General features: G+C 55.0%; 13 protein-coding genes and 1 pseudogene. 13 read left to right on the top strand and 1 reads right to left on the bottom strand.

Annotated features, from left to right (window positions below; translation table 11 throughout):
* Nucleotides 1-183 precede the first annotated feature (183 nt).
* From IDH44_RS03090 to IDH44_RS03045, 9 genes and pseudogenes are all read left to right on the top strand, one after another.
* The gene (locus tag IDH44_RS03090) at nt 184-1,788 is read left to right on the top strand and encodes an FAD-dependent oxidoreductase (protein WP_190914648.1); all 1,605 of its coding nucleotides are present in this window, start codon (nt 184-186) and stop codon (nt 1,786-1,788) included.
* 276 nt (nt 1,789-2,064) lie between these two features.
* Nucleotides 2,065-2,997, top strand: a complete 933-nt coding sequence (locus IDH44_RS03085; protein WP_190914597.1) for an ABC transporter permease — start codon at nt 2,065-2,067, stop codon at nt 2,995-2,997.
* A gap of 14 nt (nt 2,998-3,011) precedes the next feature.
* Nucleotides 3,012-3,926 (top strand): carbohydrate ABC transporter permease, encoded by a 915-nt coding sequence (locus IDH44_RS03080; RefSeq protein ID WP_190914595.1) that lies wholly within the window; start codon nt 3,012-3,014, stop codon nt 3,924-3,926.
* A 69-nt stretch (nt 3,927-3,995) separates the two neighbouring features.
* Nucleotides 3,996-5,684: a type 2 periplasmic-binding domain-containing protein gene (locus tag IDH44_RS03075; RefSeq protein WP_190914593.1), complete on the top strand. Its 1,689-nt coding sequence runs from the start codon at nt 3,996-3,998 to the stop codon at nt 5,682-5,684.
* Between the two features lie 84 nt (nt 5,685-5,768).
* Nucleotides 5,769-10,364, top strand: a complete 4,596-nt coding sequence (locus IDH44_RS03070) for an exo-alpha-sialidase (RefSeq protein WP_190914591.1) — start codon at nt 5,769-5,771, stop codon at nt 10,362-10,364.
* A gap of 68 nt (nt 10,365-10,432) precedes the next feature.
* On the top strand, nt 10,433-12,223 hold the full coding sequence (locus IDH44_RS03065) for a fumarylacetoacetate hydrolase family protein (RefSeq protein WP_190914589.1): 1,791 nt from the start codon (nt 10,433-10,435) through the stop codon (nt 12,221-12,223).
* A gap of 17 nt (nt 12,224-12,240) precedes the next feature.
* Nucleotides 12,241-12,556, top strand: a pseudogene (locus IDH44_RS03060) (YhcH/YjgK/YiaL family protein).
* Nucleotides 12,557-12,765: 209 nt separating this feature from the next.
* Nucleotides 12,766-12,996, top strand: coding sequence for a cold-inducible protein YdjO-related protein (locus tag IDH44_RS03050; RefSeq protein ID WP_190914584.1), 231 nt, complete (start codon nt 12,766-12,768; stop codon nt 12,994-12,996).
* A gap of 816 nt (nt 12,997-13,812) precedes the next feature.
* Nucleotides 13,813-16,011 (top strand): alpha-galactosidase, encoded by a 2,199-nt coding sequence (locus IDH44_RS03045; RefSeq protein WP_190914582.1) that lies wholly within the window; start codon nt 13,813-13,815, stop codon nt 16,009-16,011.
* 41 nt (nt 16,012-16,052) lie between these two features.
* Here the strand turns inward: IDH44_RS03045 and IDH44_RS03040 are convergent, their stop codons facing one another.
* Nucleotides 16,053-16,985 carry an ArsR/SmtB family transcription factor gene (locus IDH44_RS03040; RefSeq protein ID WP_190914580.1) on the bottom strand — a complete coding sequence of 311 codons (933 nt, stop codon included), beginning with the start codon at nt 16,983-16,985 and terminating at the stop codon, nt 16,053-16,055.
* Nucleotides 16,986-17,123: 138 nt separating this feature from the next.
* On the opposite strand from IDH44_RS03040, the gene arfA reads away from it, so the two are divergent.
* From arfA to IDH44_RS03020, 4 genes are all read left to right on the top strand, one after another.
* Nucleotides 17,124-18,623 (top strand): arabinosylfuranosidase ArfA, encoded by a 1,500-nt coding sequence (gene arfA, locus IDH44_RS03035; protein ID WP_190914578.1) that lies wholly within the window; start codon nt 17,124-17,126, stop codon nt 18,621-18,623.
* A gap of 204 nt (nt 18,624-18,827) precedes the next feature.
* On the top strand, nt 18,828-19,853 hold the full coding sequence (locus tag IDH44_RS03030; protein ID WP_190914576.1) for a dienelactone hydrolase family protein: 1,026 nt from the start codon (nt 18,828-18,830) through the stop codon (nt 19,851-19,853).
* Between the two features lie 363 nt (nt 19,854-20,216).
* Nucleotides 20,217-21,005: a fumarylacetoacetate hydrolase family protein gene (locus tag IDH44_RS03025; protein WP_190914574.1), complete on the top strand. Its 789-nt coding sequence runs from the start codon at nt 20,217-20,219 to the stop codon at nt 21,003-21,005.
* On the top strand, nt 21,002-23,182 hold the full coding sequence (locus IDH44_RS03020) for a malate synthase G (RefSeq protein WP_190914572.1): 2,181 nt from the start codon (nt 21,002-21,004) through the stop codon (nt 23,180-23,182). Before IDH44_RS03025 ends, IDH44_RS03020 begins: the two co-directional genes overlap by 4 nt.
* Nucleotides 23,183-23,197: the final 15 nt, after the last annotated feature.

Here is a 23,197-nt window from a genome sequence, read left to right as displayed (position 1 = left end):
ACCCCAAGCTACTTGTCAAAGCGATCGCTGCAATCGGCCATATAGAAATAGAAGCGAGGCCGGTTGAATTTTCTGCCTATGCGAAATGGAGGTTATGAGGAACCGCCAGTTTCTGAATCGCCCATTGTTTCTGCCTTTCTACTCGTCTTACAATGACGACAGCATGACGACAGGAGGTAGAGCATCATCATCGAATATCAAACAGACATACTGGTTGTAGGCGCGAGCTTTGGGGGAGTATCCGCAGCACTGTCCGCCGTCAAGATGGGAAAACGCGTGATCCTGACAGAAGAGACGGGCTGGATTGGCGGGCAGGCAACAGGGCAGGGCGTACCGCTGGACGAGCATCCATGGATCGAAAAATTCGGCCACACCCGCAGCTACCTGACATTCCGAAGCAAGGTCAGGGATTATTACCGCAGAAATTATCCCATGAATGAAAAGGCCCGGCAGGATTTAACCTTGAATCCGGGAGCGTGTTGGGTAAGCGCTCTTGGCTTTGAACCGCGGGTAGGCGAGGCCGTGTTGGAGGAGATGCTTGCCCCGTACCGGTCGGCAGGTCTTTTGTCCATCTTCAAGAGACTGGCCCCCGTCCAAGCCGTGTTAACCGGCGATAGGATCCAGGCGGTGGAATTTCAATCCGTCCATGGAGAGCAGGTTACGATAACCGCCAACTATATCCTGGACGCAACGGAATTGGGCGATCTTCTGCCCATGTGCGGGGCGGAGCATGTCACGGGTGCCGAAAGCATCAGCCAGACAGGCGAACCTTTGGCTTTGGAAGGAGAGGCCGAGCCTCTCAAGCAACAGCCGTTTACGCATCTGATCGCGCTTTCACATCACCCGGATGAGGACTTCACGATTCCCAAGCCTGTGTCTTATGAGAAATTCCGTCCCCAATTTTCCCATATTACGGCAACAACGGAACGCAGCGGTGCGATGGCCGGGCTTTTTGCGGAGCATGACGAGGACGCGTACCGGCAAAGCATATGGAACTTTCGCAGGCATTTTTGCCGCGATAATTTTGACCAGACCTTTTTTGGTAGCGATCTTACCGTTCTGATGAACGGGAATGAATACCGCGGCGGCGTACTGGCCGGGGTGTCGCAGACCGAAAAACAAATCGCGCTTGAGGAGGCCAAAGCGCTTTCCCGCTCCCTGGTCTATTATCTGCAGTCCGAACTCGGGTTCAAAGGGCTTAGGCCAAGATCCGACGTCTTCGATACCAGCGATGGTTTGGCCGCTCATCCTTATATCCGTGAAAGCCGGAGGATAAAAGCCGAGTTTACGATACGCGAACAGGATTTCCGCATGGACATGCATCCTGACGGACCGGTTGAATACATGGACAGCGTAGGCGTATCCGGTTACCGGATTGATATTCATGAGAAGGGAAGAGACGGAGGGCCGAACATCACAACCGCTGTGCATGGCCAGCATTGGGTGCAGCAGCTTGCCTTGGGCGCACTGATTCCCGTACGTCTTCAAAACCTGATCCCTGCCTGCAAGAACATCGGTACGACTCACGTTACGAACGGTTCCTTCCGGGTTCATTCCACCGAATGGAACATTGGAGAAGCTGCAGGCGCCTTGGCGGCGTATTGCCTTGAAACGGGCGAGTCTCCCCGCGCCGTACGCAACACCAGGACCATGCTGGAAGATTTTCAATACCGTCTCGACAAGCTGGGCGTCGAAAGAGATTGGCCGCGTCTGAGCAATTCCTATTCGTATGCCAGTTATGCAGGGAAAAGAAAAAATTGGTATTTCGGAGAAGCCAAGCGGCTTTAGCATTGAACAAGCCAGAGGAGCTGATGCAATCGTTATTCGACTATAACTTGCGCAGCTCCTTTGACGTTTCGTGATTTTTTTTCATGATTCGATGCCGCATATGCAATAGGCTGTTTAGCGCATCTATCCATTTGAGCTGTTTCGTTTTTGCATGTGCAGAAAATGAAGTCTGTCGCGGCCGGTATTTCCTTTTTGAAGATTGTAAACGTTTTCCCGACGGCGTAAGATCGACCTGTATTCATTCATCATGCACAATAAGAAAGGAACTGATTGTTCATGTCAGAAACCGCAAGGTTGCCGATCTCCAGAAAAATCAAAAAAGGTTTTTTGTCAAATTGGGAGTTTTATGTAATGTTGCTTCCTGCCATTGCAGTGACGTTTGTGTTCTCGTATTTGCCCTTGTATGGTTTGCAAATTGCATTTAAAACCACACGTCTCGGCGCTAATTATCTGAATGGCGATTGGATCGGCTTTGATCATTTTGTCCGCTTTTTTAACGCCGGTTGGTTTGGCACCATCATGAAAAACACGGTTCTGTTAAGTGTAGGAAGCTATTTGATCGCTTTTCCGTTTACGATCATGCTGGCGCTTATGATTTTTAACGCTGTGAACAAGCGATTGGCTAAATTTACGCAGACCTTTACTTATTTACCTCACTTGCTTTCAGGTGTTGTGGTCATCGGTATACTTAACCTGTTTGTCAACGGAGAAACAGGGCTCATCAATATTTTTCTGAGGTTAACCGGTCAGGAGACAATCAGCTTTTTTGGAAGAAACGATATGGTGCTGCCGCTTTACATCATCACGAATCTATGGCAGCACGTAGGATTTTCGGCGATTGTGTATTTGGCGGCCCTGAATTCCATCGACGGTTCCATTGTCGAGTCGGCGCGTATAGACGGCGCGAATAAATTCAAAATTATGATGAAGATTCAACTCCCGTGGATTTTGCCTGTCATCGTTACGATGTTGATCCTGAATATGGGTCATATTTTAAACGTCTCTGTGGATAAAGTGCTCCTCATGCAGACCGATTTGAATATTTCAGCTTCTGAAGTCATCGCCACTTATGTCTATAAGGCAGGAATTCAAGGTGCGCAGTATGGCTTTGCTGCGGCTGTCGGTTTGTTCAACAATTGCATTAATCTGGCTATGCTGCTCTTTATCAATTGGTTGTCCAGGCGGATTAACGAAACGTCCATTTTTTAACGGGAGGTGATCGCATGAAAGCTACATCTTTGAAAAGAAATCACAAGCTATACTCAGGTTTAGATGATCGTATTTTTGATCTTACAGTAAAAATAATTTTACTGATTTTAGGGGTAATGGCGCTATATCCGCTTTGGTTTGTTCTGATCGCTTCCGTAAGCAATCCTTCGGATATTTTTCGGGGGCGTGTATTTCTATTGCCTAGCGGGCTGAACACGGAAGCCTATGAAAAGCTTCTGCATACGCCTAAAGTATGGACGGGGTACCTGAACAGTATTATTTATACCTCAGTGGGTACATTTATTAATCTTGCGGTGACCTTGCCGGCTGCCTTTGCCTTGTCCAGAAAAGCGCTTCCGGGACGCGCGGTTTTCAGTGTGTTCTTCATTTTTACGATGGTCTTCAGCGGAGGGCTAATTCCGAGCTTCATGCTGGTCAGATCGCTGAACATGGTGGACACGATGTGGGCGCTGGTCATCCCCGGCGCCGTGTCCGCATTCAATCTGCTCATCGCGAAAAGCTTTTTTGAGGGCGGCATACCGGAAAGCATTTATGAAGCGGCCATTGTAGACGGGGCCAGCAAATTCCAGTTTTTTTTCCGGTTTGCTCTGCCCTTGTCCAAAGCGATGATTGCGGTTATCTTACTCTATTATGCTCTGGGCCATTGGAATGATTACTTCACACCATTAATCTACATTAGAACCCCTGACTTACAGCCATTAACGATCGTCATCGCGCAAATGGCCGCTACTTTGGATACAACACTGCTTGAGGTCATGCCAAGTGAGGAAGCTTATCAATTGCTCATGGAGAACTCACTGATGAAATACGCCGTAGTGTTTGTAGGTGCACTTCCAATGATCATTTTGTATCCGTTTCTGCAGAGATATCTGATACAAGGCGTTATGTTAGGCGCAGTAAAAGGCTGAAGGTGATTCGGTTTGATCGTGTTGCTTAGACGGAGCACGGGAAAAAATGCTTTTAGGAGGGTTTATTCAATGGGCAGTAAACAAATGAAAGGATTTTTAACGCTGGTCCTGTCTCTGGCAATTGCGCTGTCAATGGCAGCCTGCTCCGAAAATTCGAACGGCAACGGTTCAACAGAAGGCGACAGCTCAACGCCAGCACCAAGCGCACCCGCAGACGCGACAACAGAGACGGAGGGCATTACCTTTCCGCTTCCGGAAGCCGTCACATTTACAATTGCAGGTGTGAACGGCACGGATGGCCAAAACCCGGAGGAGACCGGGTTCTTTAAGAAGCTGTCAGAAAAAACGAACGTAAATATCAACTATATCAGCTTAGGCGCGGATGCGGCGGGCGCCATTGAAAAGTTGAATGTACTATTAGGTACGGAAGACGCTCCGGATGCGATTATGGGCGCATCTGCCATGAATGAAACCTTTTTAGCCCTGTACGCGAAAGAAGGGTATTTGGTAGCGATGAACCAGTACCTGAATGATCCGAAGATTATGCCTGTATTCAACAGCAGAGTTATCGGAGAAAATCCTGACATTTTAAAAGGAATTACATCGCCGGATGGCAATATTTACTCTCTGCCCTATATAAATCAGATTCCTGGAAATTATTTGGAAAGTCCTATCTGGATCAATAAAGTGTGGTTGGATAATCTTGAATTATCTGTACCGACGACACTAGAAGAGCTCGAAAATGTGATGGCAGCCTTTGCCACGGAGGACGCAAATGGAAACGGCGATCCGGCGGATGAAATTCCGCTCCTGGCCCGCACAGGAGCCGGGTTCGAACACCTGGAAGCCTGGCTCTCCTTGTGGGGCATACCTACAAAAGACAGTACATTTGAAAATTTTGTATTCGTGAAAGATGGAAACGTTATTTTCGCTCCTACGACGGAGGAGTACAAGGCTTATATCAAAACGATGCAAAAATGGTACGAAAATAAATGGTTGTGGAATGAGTATTTTACAGGCTCGCCTCAGACGTTTAGCGCGATTCAAAACGATGCCGGCGCAGCCAAATACGGGATCATCACGGCGAAGAATGCCGCGGGGAATTTCGCCGATCAGTACATTGCCATTTTGCCCCCGGTTGTGGAGGGATACCAACCGAAATTCTATTTGAATCCGGCTTATTTAACCGGAAGCAAAGGCCAGTTTGAGCTGACAAGCAATAGCAAAAACCCGGAGATCCTGATGGCTTTCATTGATCAGTTTTACCTGATGGAAAATTTGCTGGAAGCTTATAACGGAGTCGCAAATGAAGACCCGAGGCTTACTTTGGACAACGGCGTATATAAGGTTAACACCATACCTGCTACGGAACTGGCGAATATTCCAAGTCCCTTCAGAAACTACTTTTCCAACAACCTTCCAGGGGCCGTGCTGGAGTCGGATTATATGAGTGGAAAGATAGAGATGAGCGCGACTGATCAACTCAAAGGACAAACCTACGCATTATATGATGAAGCTGGCGTCATCAATAGTGAAGTATGGCCGCGCCCTTATTTGGATCCGGAAGATGCGACCAAGCTCAATGAAATGCGAACGGATATTTTCAATACGGTGAGCAAGTTCAGAGCCTCCTGGGTCACGGGGCAATCCGATATCGATCAAGAATGGGACGGTTATTTGAGCTCCTTGCAATCCATGAGGGTAGACGAATTAACTGCCATTATGCAAAAAACCTACGATAACTATATGTCAAATTAAACTTGAATGACCAGATGGCAAAAGCAGATAGTGTGAAGTCTATCTGTTTTTGCCACACCAGATCAGAAAGGAGTGTTCTGGAAAATGAGAATACACAAATGGATGTTCGTATTATCCTTATTTTTTGGAATCGCTTACTCTGTCCATGCGGAAGAGCTTCCGGAAGCATCGCCTTATTTTTCAGATGATTTTTCCTCAATCACCTTAAGCGGTTGGACAACGGCACCCACTACCACCACACACAGGGTTGAGAACGAGCGGTACACCTTTGCCACAACGAACAGCTTCGTGAATTTTGTCGCAGGCTCCGATTCCTGGAGCAATTACTCCGTTTCCGCCAAAGTAGCTCTCGATAGCGGCACGACATCGAGCCGGCTAGGCATAACGGCGTATAATCCCTCCGCAGCTACGGGAACGCTGGATGGTTACGATCTGTTTTTGGCCGTGATGCCCGCGTCCGGAGGCGGCACGGAGCAGGTCGTGCGGCTGCGGAATAATACGACGCTCGTGACCTTGAACGGCGCGAACGACAGGCGCTATCAGCTCGGCGAAGAGGTCGCGCTGCGAATGGACTTTTTCGGCAACCGCGTGCGTTTCCTTGTAGACGGCCAGGTTGTGTACACCATTGACGACATGACGAAAAATCCGGGGAAGGCCGGCGTGATGGCCTTCAACGTCACCGGCACGGCTGACGATTTTCTCGTAGAGCCATCCGAGGATTGGGGCGAGCCACCGACTTATTTCGCGGATGATTTTTCGTCTGACGCCTTGAGCGGCTGGACAACAGCGCCCGACAACACCACGCACAAGGTTGAAAATGGAACGTACGCCTTTGCAACAACGAGCGGCTTCGCGAATTTTGTTGCGGGTTCCGATTCCTGGAGCAATTACTCGGTTTCCGCCAAAGTGGCTCTCGATAGCGGCACGACATTGAGCCGGGTAGGCATAACGGCGTATAATCCTTCCGCAGCTACTGGAGCGCAAAATGGGTATGATTTGTTTTTAACCGTGATGTCCTTGCCAGGAGGCGGCACGGAGCAGGTCGTGCGGCTGCGGAATAATACGACACTCGTTGCCTTGAACGGTGCGAATGACAGGCGGTATCAGCTTGGTGAAGAGGTCACGCTACGGATGGACTTTTACGGTAGCCGCGCGCGTTTCCTTGTAGACGGCCAGGTCGTGTACACCATTGACGACATGACGAAAAGTCCGGGCAAGGCGGGCGTTATGGCCATCAGCGTCACCGGCATGGCTGACGATTTTCTCGTAGAGCCATGCGAGGATTGGGGCAGCTATGTCGTTTCGTCATTGGACGTTCTGGGACTGCCCGCTGACGGGGTATTACAAGCAGCCTTGGGACACCCCCTAAATGTCGAGGAATTATCTTTGTTCGTATCGTATGGTAGTCAGAAGCCTGGCGTAACCATTCCCCTTGCCATTGAGATGTTGTCGGGCTACGATCCGGATCAACCGGGAAATCAGATCATCACTGTGTCGTACGAGGGTGCGACTGCTGAATTGCCCGTTATGGTGACGGACCGTCGCCTGGAGGTCAAGGCGATTGCGGATGAAGTCCTGTCAGTGACAATAGACAGCTTAACACTCGCAGACAGTCCGATGATCCGTGAGCTGAAGGCTCAATTTATGGAGTTTACGGCAACGGATATGGCCTTGTATGCGGCTGCCGGTCACGATTCGGCGGCGCTTCGCAACAAAATGTTTTTGATGCTTAAGAAAATGGAAGAGTTGCAATATCCTCATTTATCGGAGTATGACGTCCTTCTCTATGACGATTTTATCGATAGCGGCAAATACACGTATCGGTATGACATGGATGAGTTCTATAGTCCCTGGGTACTGAAGGACGGTGCGATTTATTCGGACAATAAGAGAGCGGACGGAACGAATAAAAATAACACCGCGGGAATAAGCACTGCGATGTCTGAAATCGCAAGCATACAAGGGGACATCAAATTAAACGAAAATGCGTACGCCGGTTTTTTTGTTGGTTTGTACGCGGAAACGACGTATTTAGTGCGGTTTACCACCAGGCAGCAATCGAGTCATAATGCGTATGAGGTCATTATCAATAAATATACGGAGAAAAATAGCACAAATAAATCTTATATCGTCGCCAAAAGCTTGCCGGTTACTGAAATTGCCGCATTAGGGTTGAGCGAAAGCGATATAAAGGATCACTGGCATAATTTAAGAGTAAATGTCGACAGGCAGACGCATTCACTGATCGTCTACTTCAATGACGTTCAAATTCTTACGTATACGGAAGAGGAATTTGATACGATATCCGATTACGGGTATACGGCATTGCGTACGACCGGCGATGGGTATTTCGACAATATCCTGCTAAGAGGCGTTCAGGAGGAGCCTGAACAAACGAATGAAACCGCGTATCACGATACCTTTGAGGAGGAAACGGTCGGGGAAAGCCCAAGCCACTGGATCGAGCCGCCCGCTTCTGATCATTGGATTGTAATGGATGAGAACGATTCGAAGGTTTATGGGAACACGACCGCATCGGGCTATAGCCACACCTGGCTGCATGGCTTTGAGATGAATCCAACGATTCGCGCGAAAATCCTGGCAAAAGATTTCGGAGCGAACGCCAATTTTGGATTGCTTGCCAGATATGTGATGGGCGGCGCTTACCTGAAAGCGGGGTATGACGTTGCTGCGTCAAAGTGGTATGTCGAATACAGCCGGGGACCGGATTATGAAACCAAGCGGTTCGACAGCGCAGCCTATACGTTGAATACAAATGCGTATTACAACGTTGAACTGACATTGCTGGATCATGACGCTGAACTAAGCATTGACGGAAATACAGTCCTGTCGCTTCAGAATGAGATCGACGGCGATGGGGATTGGTATGGCAGAAGCGGTCTGTATGCCGACAACGCTGTTATGCTTGTGGATGACATCCATCTTACTTTCCCGAATGGCGGAGCGGTTACAGATGGGGTCATCGAGTATACGGTGGACGAAAATAGATATGCAACGCACGGCGATATCGAGCAATCTGGCGACAGGCTGATTCTGGCGGCCGGGAATACCCAGCAATACGTCTCCACTGATGAAGGCGAAACCTGGCAGATCAGCACCGAATACAGCGGCTTGAATCATTCGGGAAGCTACAGGGTCCTCATGCAACTGAAAAGTGGTACTTATATCCAAATAGGCGATGATTTTATCGCCAAAGCTTCTCCGGATATGAAGACATGGGAAAATCGCGGGCAAGTGGTGGACGATGCGGATCTTTGGACGTCTGCCGGGAGGTTGATCCCCATTGTTCATGTAAATGGAATAAATGAAATCGAGCTGCCGGATGGCACAATGCGAATTCTGGTTCCGGTAGGGTTTCGAAATTTCAAATCGCCGACTACGAATGTTCTGGGATCGGGACATACTGTCGTTTACTACAGTGACGATGAAGGCAATACCTGGACGGCGTCTCAGACGAGTACGAAGGACCTGGTAGCGGATATTTACAATCTGGCAACGGATAAATATATGCAAATGGAAGGAAAAATCGTAAGCTGCTCGGACGGCTCGTTGCGGCTTTATTTTTCCAAGCTTAATTCCGAGGGATATATCGGTTACTCGGAATCCGTTGATTACGGCGTTACATGGGGTGAATTTAGTACCGTTCCCTATTTGCCGACGGGTGTAAATTCCTTTAATGTTTTTGAGGATCCGCAAAATCCGGGAACCTGGTATATGGTCTGGGTCAACAATACGCCGGAATCAAGAGGAGCATCTGTGCCGCGCACACGGCTTACACTGGCTAAAAGTACGAACGGCAAGGATTGGGATATCGTACGGGATGTTGACCGGAATATTTCGACAGGCGGGCATGTGCATAATGGCCCGCAAGACGGGGACGGAGACGGTCATCAAATCTATCAGATTCTTGATCCGAGCATTTTTATCAATGCGGAATATCTGTATGTGCTCTATGGACACTCTGTGCAATACGATAAATCTTCACATAATGCACAGCGATTACGCGTGGTCCGATTTGAGAAATCGGTTCTGGAAACCACACCGGTTGTCAATAACGCCGAGTCTGCTCCCGGCAAGCCGGTATTGTCCGACCAAAACGGCTACGATACGGGCTTGCGGGACGGCAGCTATGCGATCACCATGAATATGTGGTGGGGGAACAACGGCACCACGTTCCGCTTGTTTGAAAACGGCGAGCTGCTGGAGACGCGGCAGCTGACGGATGAAACGCCCGCGGCCCAGAGCGCGACCGTGCAGCTCGAAGGCAGAGCAAACGGCAGCTATACGTATACGTGCGAGCTGAGCAACGCGTTCGGAACGTCGACGTGCGAACCCTTGACGGTAGCCGTGACCGATGCGGTGCCGGGCAAGCCGGTTTTGTCGCACAACAATTGGAGCGGAGAAGCGGAGTATCGGGTTACGATGCATATGTGGTGGGGAACGAACGGAACGCAATATCGCTTGTACGAAAACGGGCAGCTGATCGATACGCAGACGTTGAGCGGGCAGACGCCCGACGCCCAGACGGCCTTCACCGATCGATCCGGACGGTCGCCAGGCGTCTATGTGTACAGCTGCGAGCTGACGAATGCCGCCGGCACGACGGTGTGCGACCCGGTAACCGTGACGGTAAGCGCTGGCGCAGCGGCGGCAGCGTAACCCTTCGAAGCCAACGGCGTTGCAGCAAGGATCTGAAAAAGGAATGCCCGAAAATTGGAGGTTGTACGATGAAGCTCGCAAGTTTTTTAGTTGACGGTCAGGAACGATTTGGGTTTTCGCTGCTTCACCCGGTAACAGGCGAAGAGCTGCTGGTAGAACCCGGCAAGGCCGAAGCCGATATCATCCATTACGCAGTCAGCAAAACGTCAGGCTACCAGTTCAGTGTGCCGCGTTTTCTCTCCCCGAAGCCCTGGCCTTTGACGATGCAAGGGTTTCTGGAGCTTGGCGAAGGAGGGATGGACACGCTTGGGAGACTGGTTAGCTTCACTGAAAGATTTGTCGAGCAATCAGACGGTTTTTCCGTACTCGCTAAAGCAGCTCACCGGTTAGAAGACGTGAGCCTTTTGCCCCCCGTTCCCGAACCGAGGGTTCTGCTGGGGCTCGTGGGCAACTGCCCCGGATTCAGTCGCAATCACGTCAATATCCCGCACATTAATCTTGTGCCGCAGGTCCATCAGCGGCATCTGGGAAGCGCGATCGGGAATGGAGAGCCCTTCGTCATCCGAAGACCAAAGGGACAAAAGGTGAGTATGTCTTTTAATGCAGAGCTGGGCGTAATTATCGGTAAAGCGGGCAAGAACATCCCCGTGGAGGAAGCCATGTCTTATGTTGTGGGATATACGGTGGTCACGGATACCGCGCACGGGTATTACAATGTGAAATACGGAGAGATGGGCAAGCATACCGATCCGATGTCCATTATGGCGTATGGGTGGACCCATAAAAACACCGACATCAGCTGCGCGGTGGGGCCGTATCTGGTCACAAAGGACGAGGTCGGACATCCGTACGATCTGATGCTGTACTCCAGGACGAACGGTATGCTTCGGGATCGGGCCAATACCTGTTCGACGCTGGTGGGCGTTGAGCGAACAATCGCTTATTTCAGCTCGTTCATGAAGCTGCTGCCCGGCGATGTCATTCATATGGGCGCAAATGGAAAGGATGGCATTGGGATTGATGTGGAGCATCAGGTTAGCGGCGAGACGATTCAGGTGGAATGCGAGATCGAGAAGCTGGGTGTTTTACGAAACAAGGTTACTTATCTGGATGATGCGGAACTAGAGGAGAAGCGTCGCGAATTCAGCCTTGCTGCGCCAATGCAGGCTGAAGAGTGGGATCTGGGGAAAGCACGCAACTTCGTGATGACGTACGCGAATACGCAGGCAAGCGCTCTGGCTTCCGGCTGTCAGGTATCGCCGATCCCGCGTTATCTTTGGAGTGTCACGTCCGCCCTTTCCAGCAGCGTATCCTATTCGCCCGATGCAAAGGATGAGCTGTACGTCACCGCCGAGATCGCCGTGGTCATCGGGAAAACAGTCAAATGGGCAGACAAGGAGAAGCTGTCCGACTGTATACTCGGCTATCTTCCTTTGGTTAGCGTGACAGACAAGCGACTCGCGCAGCAGGTCATCCATCCGGCGCTTCCAAGGGAGAGCGCAATGCCGGAAATTTACGCCAGATGGGCCGACGGATGCAACAGGACTTGCGATGTGGTCACGCCTCTATCGAAGGACGAGCTGGCGCAGATGCGCGTGTTCCTTGAGATTGATGGAGAACAGGTGATGGATGCCCAATACGAGGATTATGTCTGTAAGGCGGAAGATGTGATCGAGATGATCGGTTACGGTTCAACATTGTATGCGGGCGACGTCCTATCGCTGGGCGCGCTGTGCGCACCGGCAGTGATTCCCGGCGGACATGCCGCCGTGCGCGTTGCCATGAAAGCGTCGGGACTGCCTGATCTAACGCTTGCTTTCCATTCTTCACAGGGTAGTGCCAGATACGCCAAAAGCTAAAAGACAGGAGTCATAATATGATAATTGACAGGATCAAGGATCGTATTTACGCCAGTGTTTTTGAGTATGAAACGGTTGCGCCGGATGAGATGAAATGGGAAAGCCATCGGGCATACATTGATCTGCATGTGCCGCTGCTGGGTGAGGAATGCATTTTTTGGGCGCCTGTCGAAGAGCTTGCCAGCGTAGTGGATTACAGCCCTGATAATGATCGTGAAAGCGACGCCGGGACTGTGCATGTTCTTTTTTCCTGCGGATGGTCACAAGGTTAAATGTCACTTGAATGGCTCCAGCCATGTGAAAAAGGCCGTGATCAAGATTAAAATCGCATGACTCGTGTAGAACCTGGTACTGCAGGGACCTCGGAGGTTCAAAAGGTGTCTGCCGACGGAAAACCAACGCAAGAGCTGGATGCACGCGAGTAACGAACGCGCCGTTTCAAGTGATGATTGCGCTGCAAAGAAGATTGTGGTAATTTTGAATTCCGCGCCTCTGCGGCTGCGGACCATCATCACGCGAGAGAAACGGAGCGAGCGCATCACGTGTCAACGGAAACGAAAGCAGTACCTGACGAACCGGCCAAGCCTGAACTGGAGCCAACAAAAATTTTTAAATGCCGCGACGCGGCATGCCGCGCATGGGTGAGAGAGGAATTTGCGACGGAGCAGCAGGTCTGCCCGATCTGCGGCGGCCCGATGCTGCGCAGCATCCGTCATCTTCCCGCTATTCCGGGGGTCAAGAAAAAACGTAAAGCGCCTGTCAAGCGCAAGTAGCCGGTCTCGCCGACCAACGACTGCGAAACAAGGCGCAGGCATGGCAGATCTTGCTGGCTATGGACAAGGCGCAGCTCTTGCCGGTCTCGCCAGCATGGAGACCAGGCTCATTTGCTGCAGGACTTGTCGGTACAGAGACCAGGCGCATTTGCTGCAGGACTTGCCAACTGCGAGACGACTCTTCACAGATCTTCAAGACGGCTTCGCCCATCCCGGCGCAAAACTGAGCGGGAGGAGCGAAGCCGTTTCGTTTGGCATCACTCCTGTATAAAACCCACCTCTATAGGCGAGGCTTTGTCGCGCAACGTTGTAACCTCACAATATACGCTTAATTGCGCCGTCGGAGCAGATTTGTTCGTGTAACCTCGTAATATGCGCTTAATTGCGCCGCCGGAGCAGATTTGTTCGTGTAACCTCGTAATATGCGCTTAATTGCGCCGCCGGAGCAGATTTGTTCGTGTAACCTCGTAATATACGCTTAATTGCGCCGCTGGAGCAGATTTGTTCGTGTAACCTCAAAATATACGCTTAAATCGGCCACTGGAGCGAATTTGTTCGTATAACCTCGTAATATGCGCTTGATCCAGTCATCTGATTCAAATGCTCACTCTTCCCAACTACCGCACAATTCATCTCAAAGGCATGGCTAGGACGACGCGTACATCGTCCGCATAATCATGAATTTTCCTCACATTTCTCCATATCGATGGCCTTTTTGTCCATATTCAGTCTTGCTGGCGGGTGGCATAATGATACTGGGCTCAGAGACGAGATGCGGATTAGGCCTCAAAAAAAGCCATATGGGAGCTGAATAAAATGGGAATTCATTACGATGCGCAGCGGCGCCTCTTTCATCTGCAGTCGCTGGATACAAGCTATGTCATTCAATTGGTGGGGGCGGGCTATCCCGCACATCTGTACTGGGGCAAACGCATGCGGAGCCTGCAGCCGGAGCGGCTGCTGGAGCTGAAGGAGCGCCCGTCGTTCACGCCGTCCACCGATCCGACGCGCCCGGAGCTGTCGCTCGATACGCTGCCGCACGAGTATCCGGGCTTCGGCTCGTCCGATTTTCGCATGCCGGCGTTCGAGGCCGAGCTGACCGGCGGCGACCGGGTGCCGGAGCTGCGCTACGAATCGCACGAGATCCGCCCCGGCAAGCCTGCGCTTGCCGGACTGCCTGCCACGTACGCCGAGCAGGACGACGAGGCCGAGACGCTCGAGCTCGTACTGGCCGATGCGCTCGGCGGACTCAAGGTCGTGCTGACGTATACCGTCTTCGCGCATCATGATGCGATCGCGCGCTCGGCACGGCTGATCAATAGCGGCACGGAGCCGCTCACGCTGCGACGGGCGCTGAGCATGAGCCTCGATCTGCACGACGCGCGCTACGAGCTGCTGCAGCTGTCCGGGACGTGGACGCGCGAGCGTCACATGCACAAGCGCCGGCTCGAGCCGGGCCTGCAGGCCGTCGAGAGCCGGCGCGGGTCGAGCAGCCATATGCACAATCCGTTCCTCGCGCTACTGCGGGAGGACGCCTCGGAGGAGCATGGCGACGTGTTCGGCGTCAGTCTGGTCTACAGCGGCAGCTTTTTCGCCGGGGTGGAGGTCGATCAGTACGGCACAGCGCGGCTGGCGGCCGGAATTAACCCGTTCGATTTTGGCTGGCGGCTCGAGCCCGGCGCGGCGTTTCAGACACCCGAGGCGGTGCTGGTGCACGCCCATGACGGCCTCGGCGGCCTGTCGCGCCGCTATCACGATCTGTATCGCGAGCGGCTCTGCCGCGGCGCGCATCGCGACCGGACGCGCCCGATCCTCGTCAACAATTGGGAAGCGACTTATTTTGACTTCGATGCGGACAAGATCGAAGCGATCGCCAGGGACGGCAAGGCGTTGGGCATCGAGCTGTTCGTGCTCGACGACGGCTGGTTCGGCAAGCGCGACAATGACAAGACGTCGCTCGGCGACTGGTTCGAGCATGCGGACAAGCTGCCGGACGGTCTGGGCAAGCTGGCCGAGCGCATTAATGCGCTGGATATGCAGATGGGCCTCTGGTTCGAGCCGGAGATGGTATCGCCGGACAGCGAGCTATATCGCGCCCATCCGGACTGGTGCCTGCATGTCCCGCAGCGCCGGCGCACGACTGCGCGCACGCAGCTCGTGCTGGACCTCTCGCGCGCCGATGTGCAGGATTACATCGTGCGCACCGTGTCGGGTATCTTGAGCAGCGCGCCGATCGCCTACGTCAAGTGGGACATGAACCGCAACATGACCGAGATCGGCTCGGCCCTGCTGCCGCCCGAGCGGCAGCGCGAGACGGCGCATCGCTACATGCTCGGGCTGTACGAGGTGCTGGAGCGGATCACGGCGGCGCACCCGGAGGTGCTGTTCGAGAGCTGCTCGGGCGGCGGCGGCCGCTTCGATCCGGGCATGCTGTATTACATGCCGCAGACGTGGACGAGCGACAATACGGACGCCGTATCCCGGCTGTTCATTCAGTACGGCACGAGCATCGTCTACCCGGTCAGCTCGATGGGCGCCCACGTCTCCGACGTGCCCAATCATCAGGTCGGACGCAGCACGTCGCTGGCGACGCGCGGCAATGTAGCGCTCTCCGGCAACTTCGGCTACGAGCTCGACCTGACCCGCTTCAGCGAGCAGGAGCGGCAGGAGGTGCGGGAGCAGGTGGCACTCTACAAGGACGTGCGGCATCTGGTGCAGTTCGGCGATTTTTTACGTCTGCGCAGTCCGTTTGAGGGCAATGACGCGGCCTGGATGTTCGTGGCCAAGGATCGCAGCGAGGCCTTCGTCATGTTCGCAAGAATTCTCAAGCAGCCCAATGCGCCGCTCGACCGCTTCCGCCTGCGCGGCCTCGATCCGCAGCGGGAGTACCGGCTGACGCAGCCGGGCGGCGAGGAAGCCGTCTATACCGGCGAGGAATTGATGTACGCCGGATTGCCGGTGCCGCAGTTCGCCGGCGATTTCGGCAGCGCGGTCTATCGGCTCGCTGCGCGCTAGGCGAGCACCGATTACGACCGACCGCAGAGCGGCCCCTTCCGTCAGAGGACGGAGGGGGCCGTTTCGCGATAATAGACCTTGAAGCGGATATCTTCGTTGTAATTGCCGAATCCCTCGCCATAGAGCGTCAGACCGCCGACATGCTGCGCATCGGCCGGGACGGAGAAGCGCAGCGTCCACTGATTGCGGTCGACCGGGATGGCGCCGAGTCCGACGTCGGAGAGGCGCTGTCCGTCCAGATACGTGCCATCGCGGCGCAGACGCAGCACCTTGAGCAGTCCGTGCTGGTTGATGCTCGAATGCCACCAGGCCGGTGTGTAGCGGCCGCGCTTTTCGCCGAAGTCGCCGGGACACGTCCACACGCCGAGCGCGACATCGTTGAGATGGAAGTGTATGTCCGACGGCCAGTTCTCATTGTAACCAGGCGCCTCCGAGCCGATTTCCACGGCGATCTCGATCTCGTCCACCTGCTGGCCCGGCAGCAGATAGTTCGGCACGCGATAGCTGACGTACCCTTCGGCGAACCACAGAATGTGGGCGTACATGCGCTCTGGCTCCAAAAAATAGCGCGGATCGTCGTGCTGTCCGATCAGCTTGTCCTTGGTGGCGATGCCGCAGGTCGGATGGACCTCGAATTCGGAATAATGGCCGACCGGCACAAATACCTCGTGGTACTGCGCGGTATTGCCCTGCGTCTGATGCACGGCGATATGCACCTCCGCCGCGGCCAGCTCGCACAGCTTGTGGGTCCCGCCGTCGCGCCGCACCATGCGCGTCTGGATCAGACCGCCCTTCTCCAGCTTGCGCACATGCATCGTGACGATGGCGCTGCTCAATCCGAGCGCCGCGGCGAGCTCCTTGATGTTGGCCGGTGTCTCGCGCGTCTCCAGCAGGCGCAGAATGCGTAGCCGCACCTCGCTCGCGAGCGCTTCGTACAACGGCAGCCATTGTTCTTCGGTTGTAGCTCGGATCATACGCTGTACCCCTCTGATTAACAATTTTATTATTTCTATTGTCGTCCAAAAAAAGATTGCTGTCAAACGTATTTTGTAGTTTAATAATTACAGAATTCAATGAATTAGAATTAATAATATTATTAAGGAGTGTTTGGGATGAAAGCGAAATTAACGGTGGATAAGGACTTTGTCATCGGTAAAATCGACAAGCGCATTTACGGCTCCTTTATCGAGCATTTGGGCCGTGCGGTTTACGGCGGCATTTACGAGCCGGGGCATGCGACGGCCGACGAGCAGGGCTTCCGGGAAGACGTGCTGGCGCTCGTGCGCGAGCTGCAGACTCCGATCGTGCGCTACCCGGGGGGCAATTTCGTCTCGGGCTACAATTGGGAGGACGGCGTGGGGCCGGTCGAAGCGCGCAAGAAGCGGCTCGAGCTGGCGTGGCGCACGATCGAACCGAATACGTTCGGGCTCAACGAATTCGCCGGCTGGTGCCGCAAGGCGGGCACGGAGGCGATGATGGCGGTCAATCTCGGCACGCGCGGCGCCGACGAGGCCCGCAATCTCGTCGAATACTGCAATCATCCGTCCGGCAGCTACTATAGCGATCTCCGCGCTTCGCACGGCTGCCATGCGCCGCACGCGATCAAGACGTGGTGCCTGGGCAATGAGATGGACGGCCCCTGGCAGATCGGCCACAAGACGGCGCACGAGTACGGCCGGACGGCGCTGGAGAGCGCCAAGGTCATGAAGTGGGTCGATCCGACGATCGAGCTGGTCGCTTGCGGGAGCTCCTCGCTTGGCATGAAGACGTTCCCCGAGTGGGAGGCCACGGTGCTGGATCATACGTACGAGCAGGTCGAATATATCTCGCTGCACCAATACTACGGCAATCGCGACGGCGACAGCCCGACCTTCCTGGCCCGCTCGCTGGAGATGGATCAATTCATTCATTCCGTCATCGCCACCTGCGACTACGTCAAGGCCAGGAAGCGGGGCAAAAAGGACATCCATCTCTCCTTTGACGAATGGAATGTGTGGTACCACTCCAATGAGGCCGACCGTCAGATGGAGCCATGGCAGGTCGCGCCGCCGCAGCTGGAGGACGTCTACAACCATGAGGATGCGCTGCTCGTCGGGTGCATGTTGATCAGCATGCTGAAGCGGGCGGACCGTGTGAAGATGGCATGTCTGGCTCAATTGGTCAATGTCATCGCGCCGATCATGACCGCCAATGACGGCGGCGCCTGGCGGCAGACGATCTTTTATCCATTCCTGCATGCCTCGGTATACGGCCACGGCGAAGCGCTCGTACCGCTCGTCCAGTCGCCCAAGTACGACACCAAGACGATCACCGACGTGCCGTATCTGGAGTCGATCGCCGTGTACAACGAAGCGCGCGGCGAAGTCACAATCTTCGCTGTCAACCGCAGTCTGGACGAGGCGATGACGCTGCAGTCCGATCTGCGCAGCTTCGGCGATTGCCGGGTGATCGCCCATACCGTACTGGAGCATGACGATCTCAAGGCGGTCAATACCGAAGCGCAGCCGGACACGGTCAAGCCGCATGACGGCGGCGACGCTGCGGCGGACGGCACGCTCGTGACAGCGACGCTGCCGCGGCAATCGTGGAATGTCATTCGTCTAAGCGTATAAGCCGGCGGTGCAGGACCGAGTGGCGCAGGACCCGGCGGTGCATGAGACGGCGCAGGGCACAGTGGTGGAGGACCCGGCGATGCACGACCTGGCATCGCCGACGCGTCCGGCAAGCTGCTCGACAATCCTGCGCGTCCTGCGCTACACTAAGGCTCGAAAGCATCATGCAGATCAAAAGGCAAGAGGAAGGAAGGTTCTCCGACGATGAACGAATGGAAAGCGGATACATACATGACACGATTGTACGAAGACGCATTGCTGGCGCACCGTGGCCAAGCCGAAGCGGCCGGCGCGCAGGAGCGCCGCGAGCGGCTGCGCGAGGCGCTGCTGGCTTCGCTCGGGAGCTTCGAGCCCGAGCCGAATAATCGTCCGCGCGTACTGGAGCGGGTCGATTGCGGCAGCTACATCCGGGAGCGGGTCGAGTTGTCTGCGACGCCGGGGCTGCGCTTCGCCGCCTACGTCTTGCTGCCCAAGGGAGCAGCCGCTCCGCTCCCCGGAGTCGTCGCGCTGCACGGGCACGGCTACGGCAGCCGCGAGATCGTCGGGCTGCTCCCGGACGGCACGCCCGACACGGCAGCGCCGGGCATCCATCAGCACTTCGCGCTGCAGTTGGTCGCGCGCGGGCTGACGGTCATTGCGCCGGACGTGGTCGGCTTCGGCGAGCGCCGGCTGGAGGCCGATACGGCCGCCGATCCGGACGCGCCGAGCTCCTGCTTCAAGCTGGCGACGCAGCTCATGATGCTCGGACGCACGCTGACCGGCTTGCGGATGCACGAGACGTTGCGCGCCTTCGAATATTTGGCTGCGCGTCCGGAGGTGGACGGCGAACGAGTCGGCATCATGGGCTTTTCCGGCGGCGCGCTGATCGCGTATACCGCTGCTGTTCGGGAGACGCGCATTCGCGCGGCCGTGCTGACCGGGTTCCCCAATACGTTTCGCGACAGCATCTTGCGGATCAATCACTGCATCGACAACTACACGCCCGGGCTGCTCTTGCACGCCGAGCTGCCGGAGCTGATCGGGCTGATTGCGCCGCGGCCGCTGTTCCTGGAGTCCGGCGCGGACGATCCGATCTTTCCGCGGGACGGCTTCGCGCGTGCGGCCGAGCAATTACGTGCCATATATGACGAGGCTGGAGCGGGCGAGCGGCTGCAGACGGATTTGTTTCCGGGGCGGCACGAGATCAGCGGACGCCGGGCATATGACTGGCTGGCGCAGCAGCTGTCCTGAATCATCAGATTATAAGGCAGAATACGGTGATTCCACTGACATGATCAGGCGCCAGCGGACTGCACGGCAAAATCGCGCATCCTTATATATCCTTGAACGGCCCTTTTGCTTTTCAAAAAAATAGATGGATGCTTGAATTCCCGTCTTTGCGGCTCCCTTCAACGAATGATACGCCATCTCCTTTTCGTTTTTTGCTCCTCGTTAAACCAACCATCTCATAGCAGTAACCGCTAATAATGAAGCAATTCGAAGTGGCAAGCTCGAAAGGTCGTGTCGCGAACTTGACGGGGAACAACAAGAAAAGTAAAATAAAAGTGCGATATTTTGAATTTAGTTCATTATAATGAACAACGAGGTGATGGATTGCGGTTTGCACGATTTGTTTCGGGTTTCGATTCCACGATATATACCGGGATCGGCGAGGAGGGGCGGTGGCGTGTCATTGAGGGCAGCGTGCTCACAGGAGAGTGGAGGCGGACGGAAATTAGTTTTGTCGAAGCGGATGTTCGCTTCCTGGCACCGCTCATCCCAAACGAAATCATCGGCATTGGAGCCAATTACGCGAAGGATGCGACGCAGCGCGCTACGGCGCCGGAATTGCCGATTCTCTTTATGAAGCCGACAACGACGGTAATCGGGACGGAGGATGTCATTCGACTGCCGCCGGGCGAGGAGAGCATCAAGTTTGAATCGGAGTTGGCGGTGATTATCGGCCACACGGCGCGCAATATCGAGGAGCGGCGGGCGCAAGACTATATTTTCGGCTATACGATCGCCAATGACGTGACGGCGCCGAGTTACTTCCATCCGAACGGGCACTGGATGATCGGCAAGTGCTGGGACACCTTCTGTCCGTTAGGACCGATCATCGAGACCGAGCTTGATCCGGAAGCGACGGTTGTCGAGGCCTATGTCAACGGCGTTCGCCGCCAGCGCGGCGAGACGCGTCTGATGCTCACCTCCGTCTCCCGAATGGTGGCGTATGTATCCGCCTTCATGACCTTGAAGCCGGGCGATGTGCTTCTGACGGGCACCCCGGGCGGAGCGGGACCGGTCAGCGACGGCGATGTCGTCGAGTGCCGCATTGCGGGCATCGGCCGGTTGCGCAATCGCGTCGCGAAGGCAAGCGCAGCAGAGGAGGGCTTACGGTGAAGGATTACGCGACAATCGGGAATCTGCGGGTATCGGTTTTGTTGCAGCGCTTCGTAGAGGACGAAGCATTGCCGGGGACCGGCGTCTCGGCTGCGCGGTTCTGGTCGGGACTTGAAGCGGTCTTAACCGAACTCATTCCCCGCAATAAGGCGTTGCTGATGCGCCGGGACGAGCTTCAAGCGCACATAGACGAATGGCACAAGCAGTATGAGGATGACTTCGAACCGGAAGCCTACAAGGCATTTTTGCGAGAAATTGGTTATCTGGAAGCGGAGACGGAGGCATTCGAAATCGGGACGCGGCGTGTCGATCCGGAAATCGGCGCATTGGCCGGTCCGCAGCTCGTCGTGCCGGTCAGCAACGCGCGCTACGCGCTGAATGCGGCAAACGCCCGCTGGGGAAGTCTCTACGACGCGCTTTACGGCACCGACGCGATTCTCGATGCGGCAGCCGGTGTCGGCAGCTACGACCCGGCTCGCGGCGAGCGGGTAATCGCCTTTGCAAAAGCCTTCCTGGATCGAACAGTCCCCTTGAAGGAGGGCTCGCATAGGGAAGTCGTCGATTATGGTCTAATCGAGGGACGCTTGGTCGCGTCGATGTCCGACGGCAAGCGGACGGGGCTCCGCCAAGCGGACAAGCTGGCTGGATACAGGGGAGAGTCGATCCGGCCAGAGGCGGTGCTGCTGCGCAACAACGGGCTGCACATCGAGCTGCAGCTCGACCGCAGCCACCCGATCGGCGCATCGGACCCGGCGGGCGTGAAGGATGTGTTGCTGGAGGCGGCGCTCACCGTGATTATGGATTGCGAGGACTCGGTGGCCGCAGTCGACGCCGAGGACAAGGTTCATGTTTACCGCAACTGGCTCGGACTAATGCAGGGCGATCTGGAAGCGATAATTGTCAAGCAAGGCCAATCGAGTGTGCGCCGCCTTCATTCGGACCGCCGCTATCGATCGCCGAGCGACGCAGCATTTGAACTGAAGGGACGTGCGCTCATGCTCGTCCGCACCGTCGGGCATCTGATGACGACGAACGCGGTGCTGACCGCAGCCGGAGAGGCGGTTCCGGAGGGCATCCTCGACGCGGCCGTCACAGGACTGATTGCCAAGCACGACTTGCTGGCCTCGGGGCCGCTGCGCAATTCGCGCGAGGGATCCGTCTATGTGGTCAAGCCCAAGATGCACGGCTCGGAGGAGGCGGCCTTTGCCAATGTGCTGTTCGATCGGGTCGAAGACATGCTTGGTCTGGAGCGGCACACCTTGAAGATCGGTGTCATGGACGAGGAGCGGCGCACCAGCTTGAATCTCAAAGCGTGCCTGCGCGAGGTGAAAGAACGGCTCATTTTCATCAATACCGGCTTCCTTGACCGTACGGGGGACGAAATACGCACTTCGATGGAAGCCGGTCCAATGCTGCGCAAGTACGAAATGAAGACATCGCCGTGGCTGCTGGCGTACGAAAGAGCTAACGTCAGAGTCGGTCTGGATTGCGGATTGCCCGGGCGCGCCCAGATCGGGAAGGGCATGTGGGCGATGCCCGATCGGATGGCGGATATGCTCGCTCAGAAGATTGGACATGTTGAATCCGGGGCCAGTACGGCCTGGGTGCCTTCGCCGGCGGCCGCGGTGCTGCATGCCCTGCATTATCATCAGGTGGACGTGCGAAGTGCGCAGCGCCGCATACAAGCGGAGGACAGGTCTTGCCCGGATGAAATGCTGCGCCTTCCGGTTCAGCGCAATCCGGCGTGGAGCGCGGAGGATATCCAACGCGAGCTCGACAACAATGCGCAGGGCATTCTCGGGTATGTCGTGCGTTGGGTGGAGCATGGCGTCGGCTGCTCGAAGGTTCCCGATATCGGGGGAGTCGGTCTGATGGAGGATCGCGCTACGCTGCGCATTTCAAGCCAGCATATGGCGAATTGGCTGCGTCATGGCGTGTGTTCGGCGGAGCAGGTGATGGAGACGCTGAAGCGGATGGCGCTGGTTGTAGACGCACAAAACGAGCGAGACCCCCTTTACCGCCCGATGTCTGCCAACTATTCGCAATCGCCCGGCTTTCAGGCTGCCTGCGAATTGATCTTCCAGGGGATCGAGCAACCGAACGGCTACACAGAGCCAATCCTGCATCGCCATCGAATCGAGGTCAAGCAGATGAGGCCGCAGGGCCGCTCATTATAGAGGAAAGAGCGTGTC

Origin of the sequence: Paenibacillus sabuli, from assembly GCF_014705605.1 — a bacterium.
Lineage (GTDB): Bacteria > Bacillota > Bacilli > Paenibacillales > Paenibacillaceae > Paenibacillus_D > Paenibacillus_D sabuli.
The sequence above is the reverse complement of the archived record's forward strand: the minus strand, read 5'-3'. Positions and strand labels throughout refer to the sequence as shown.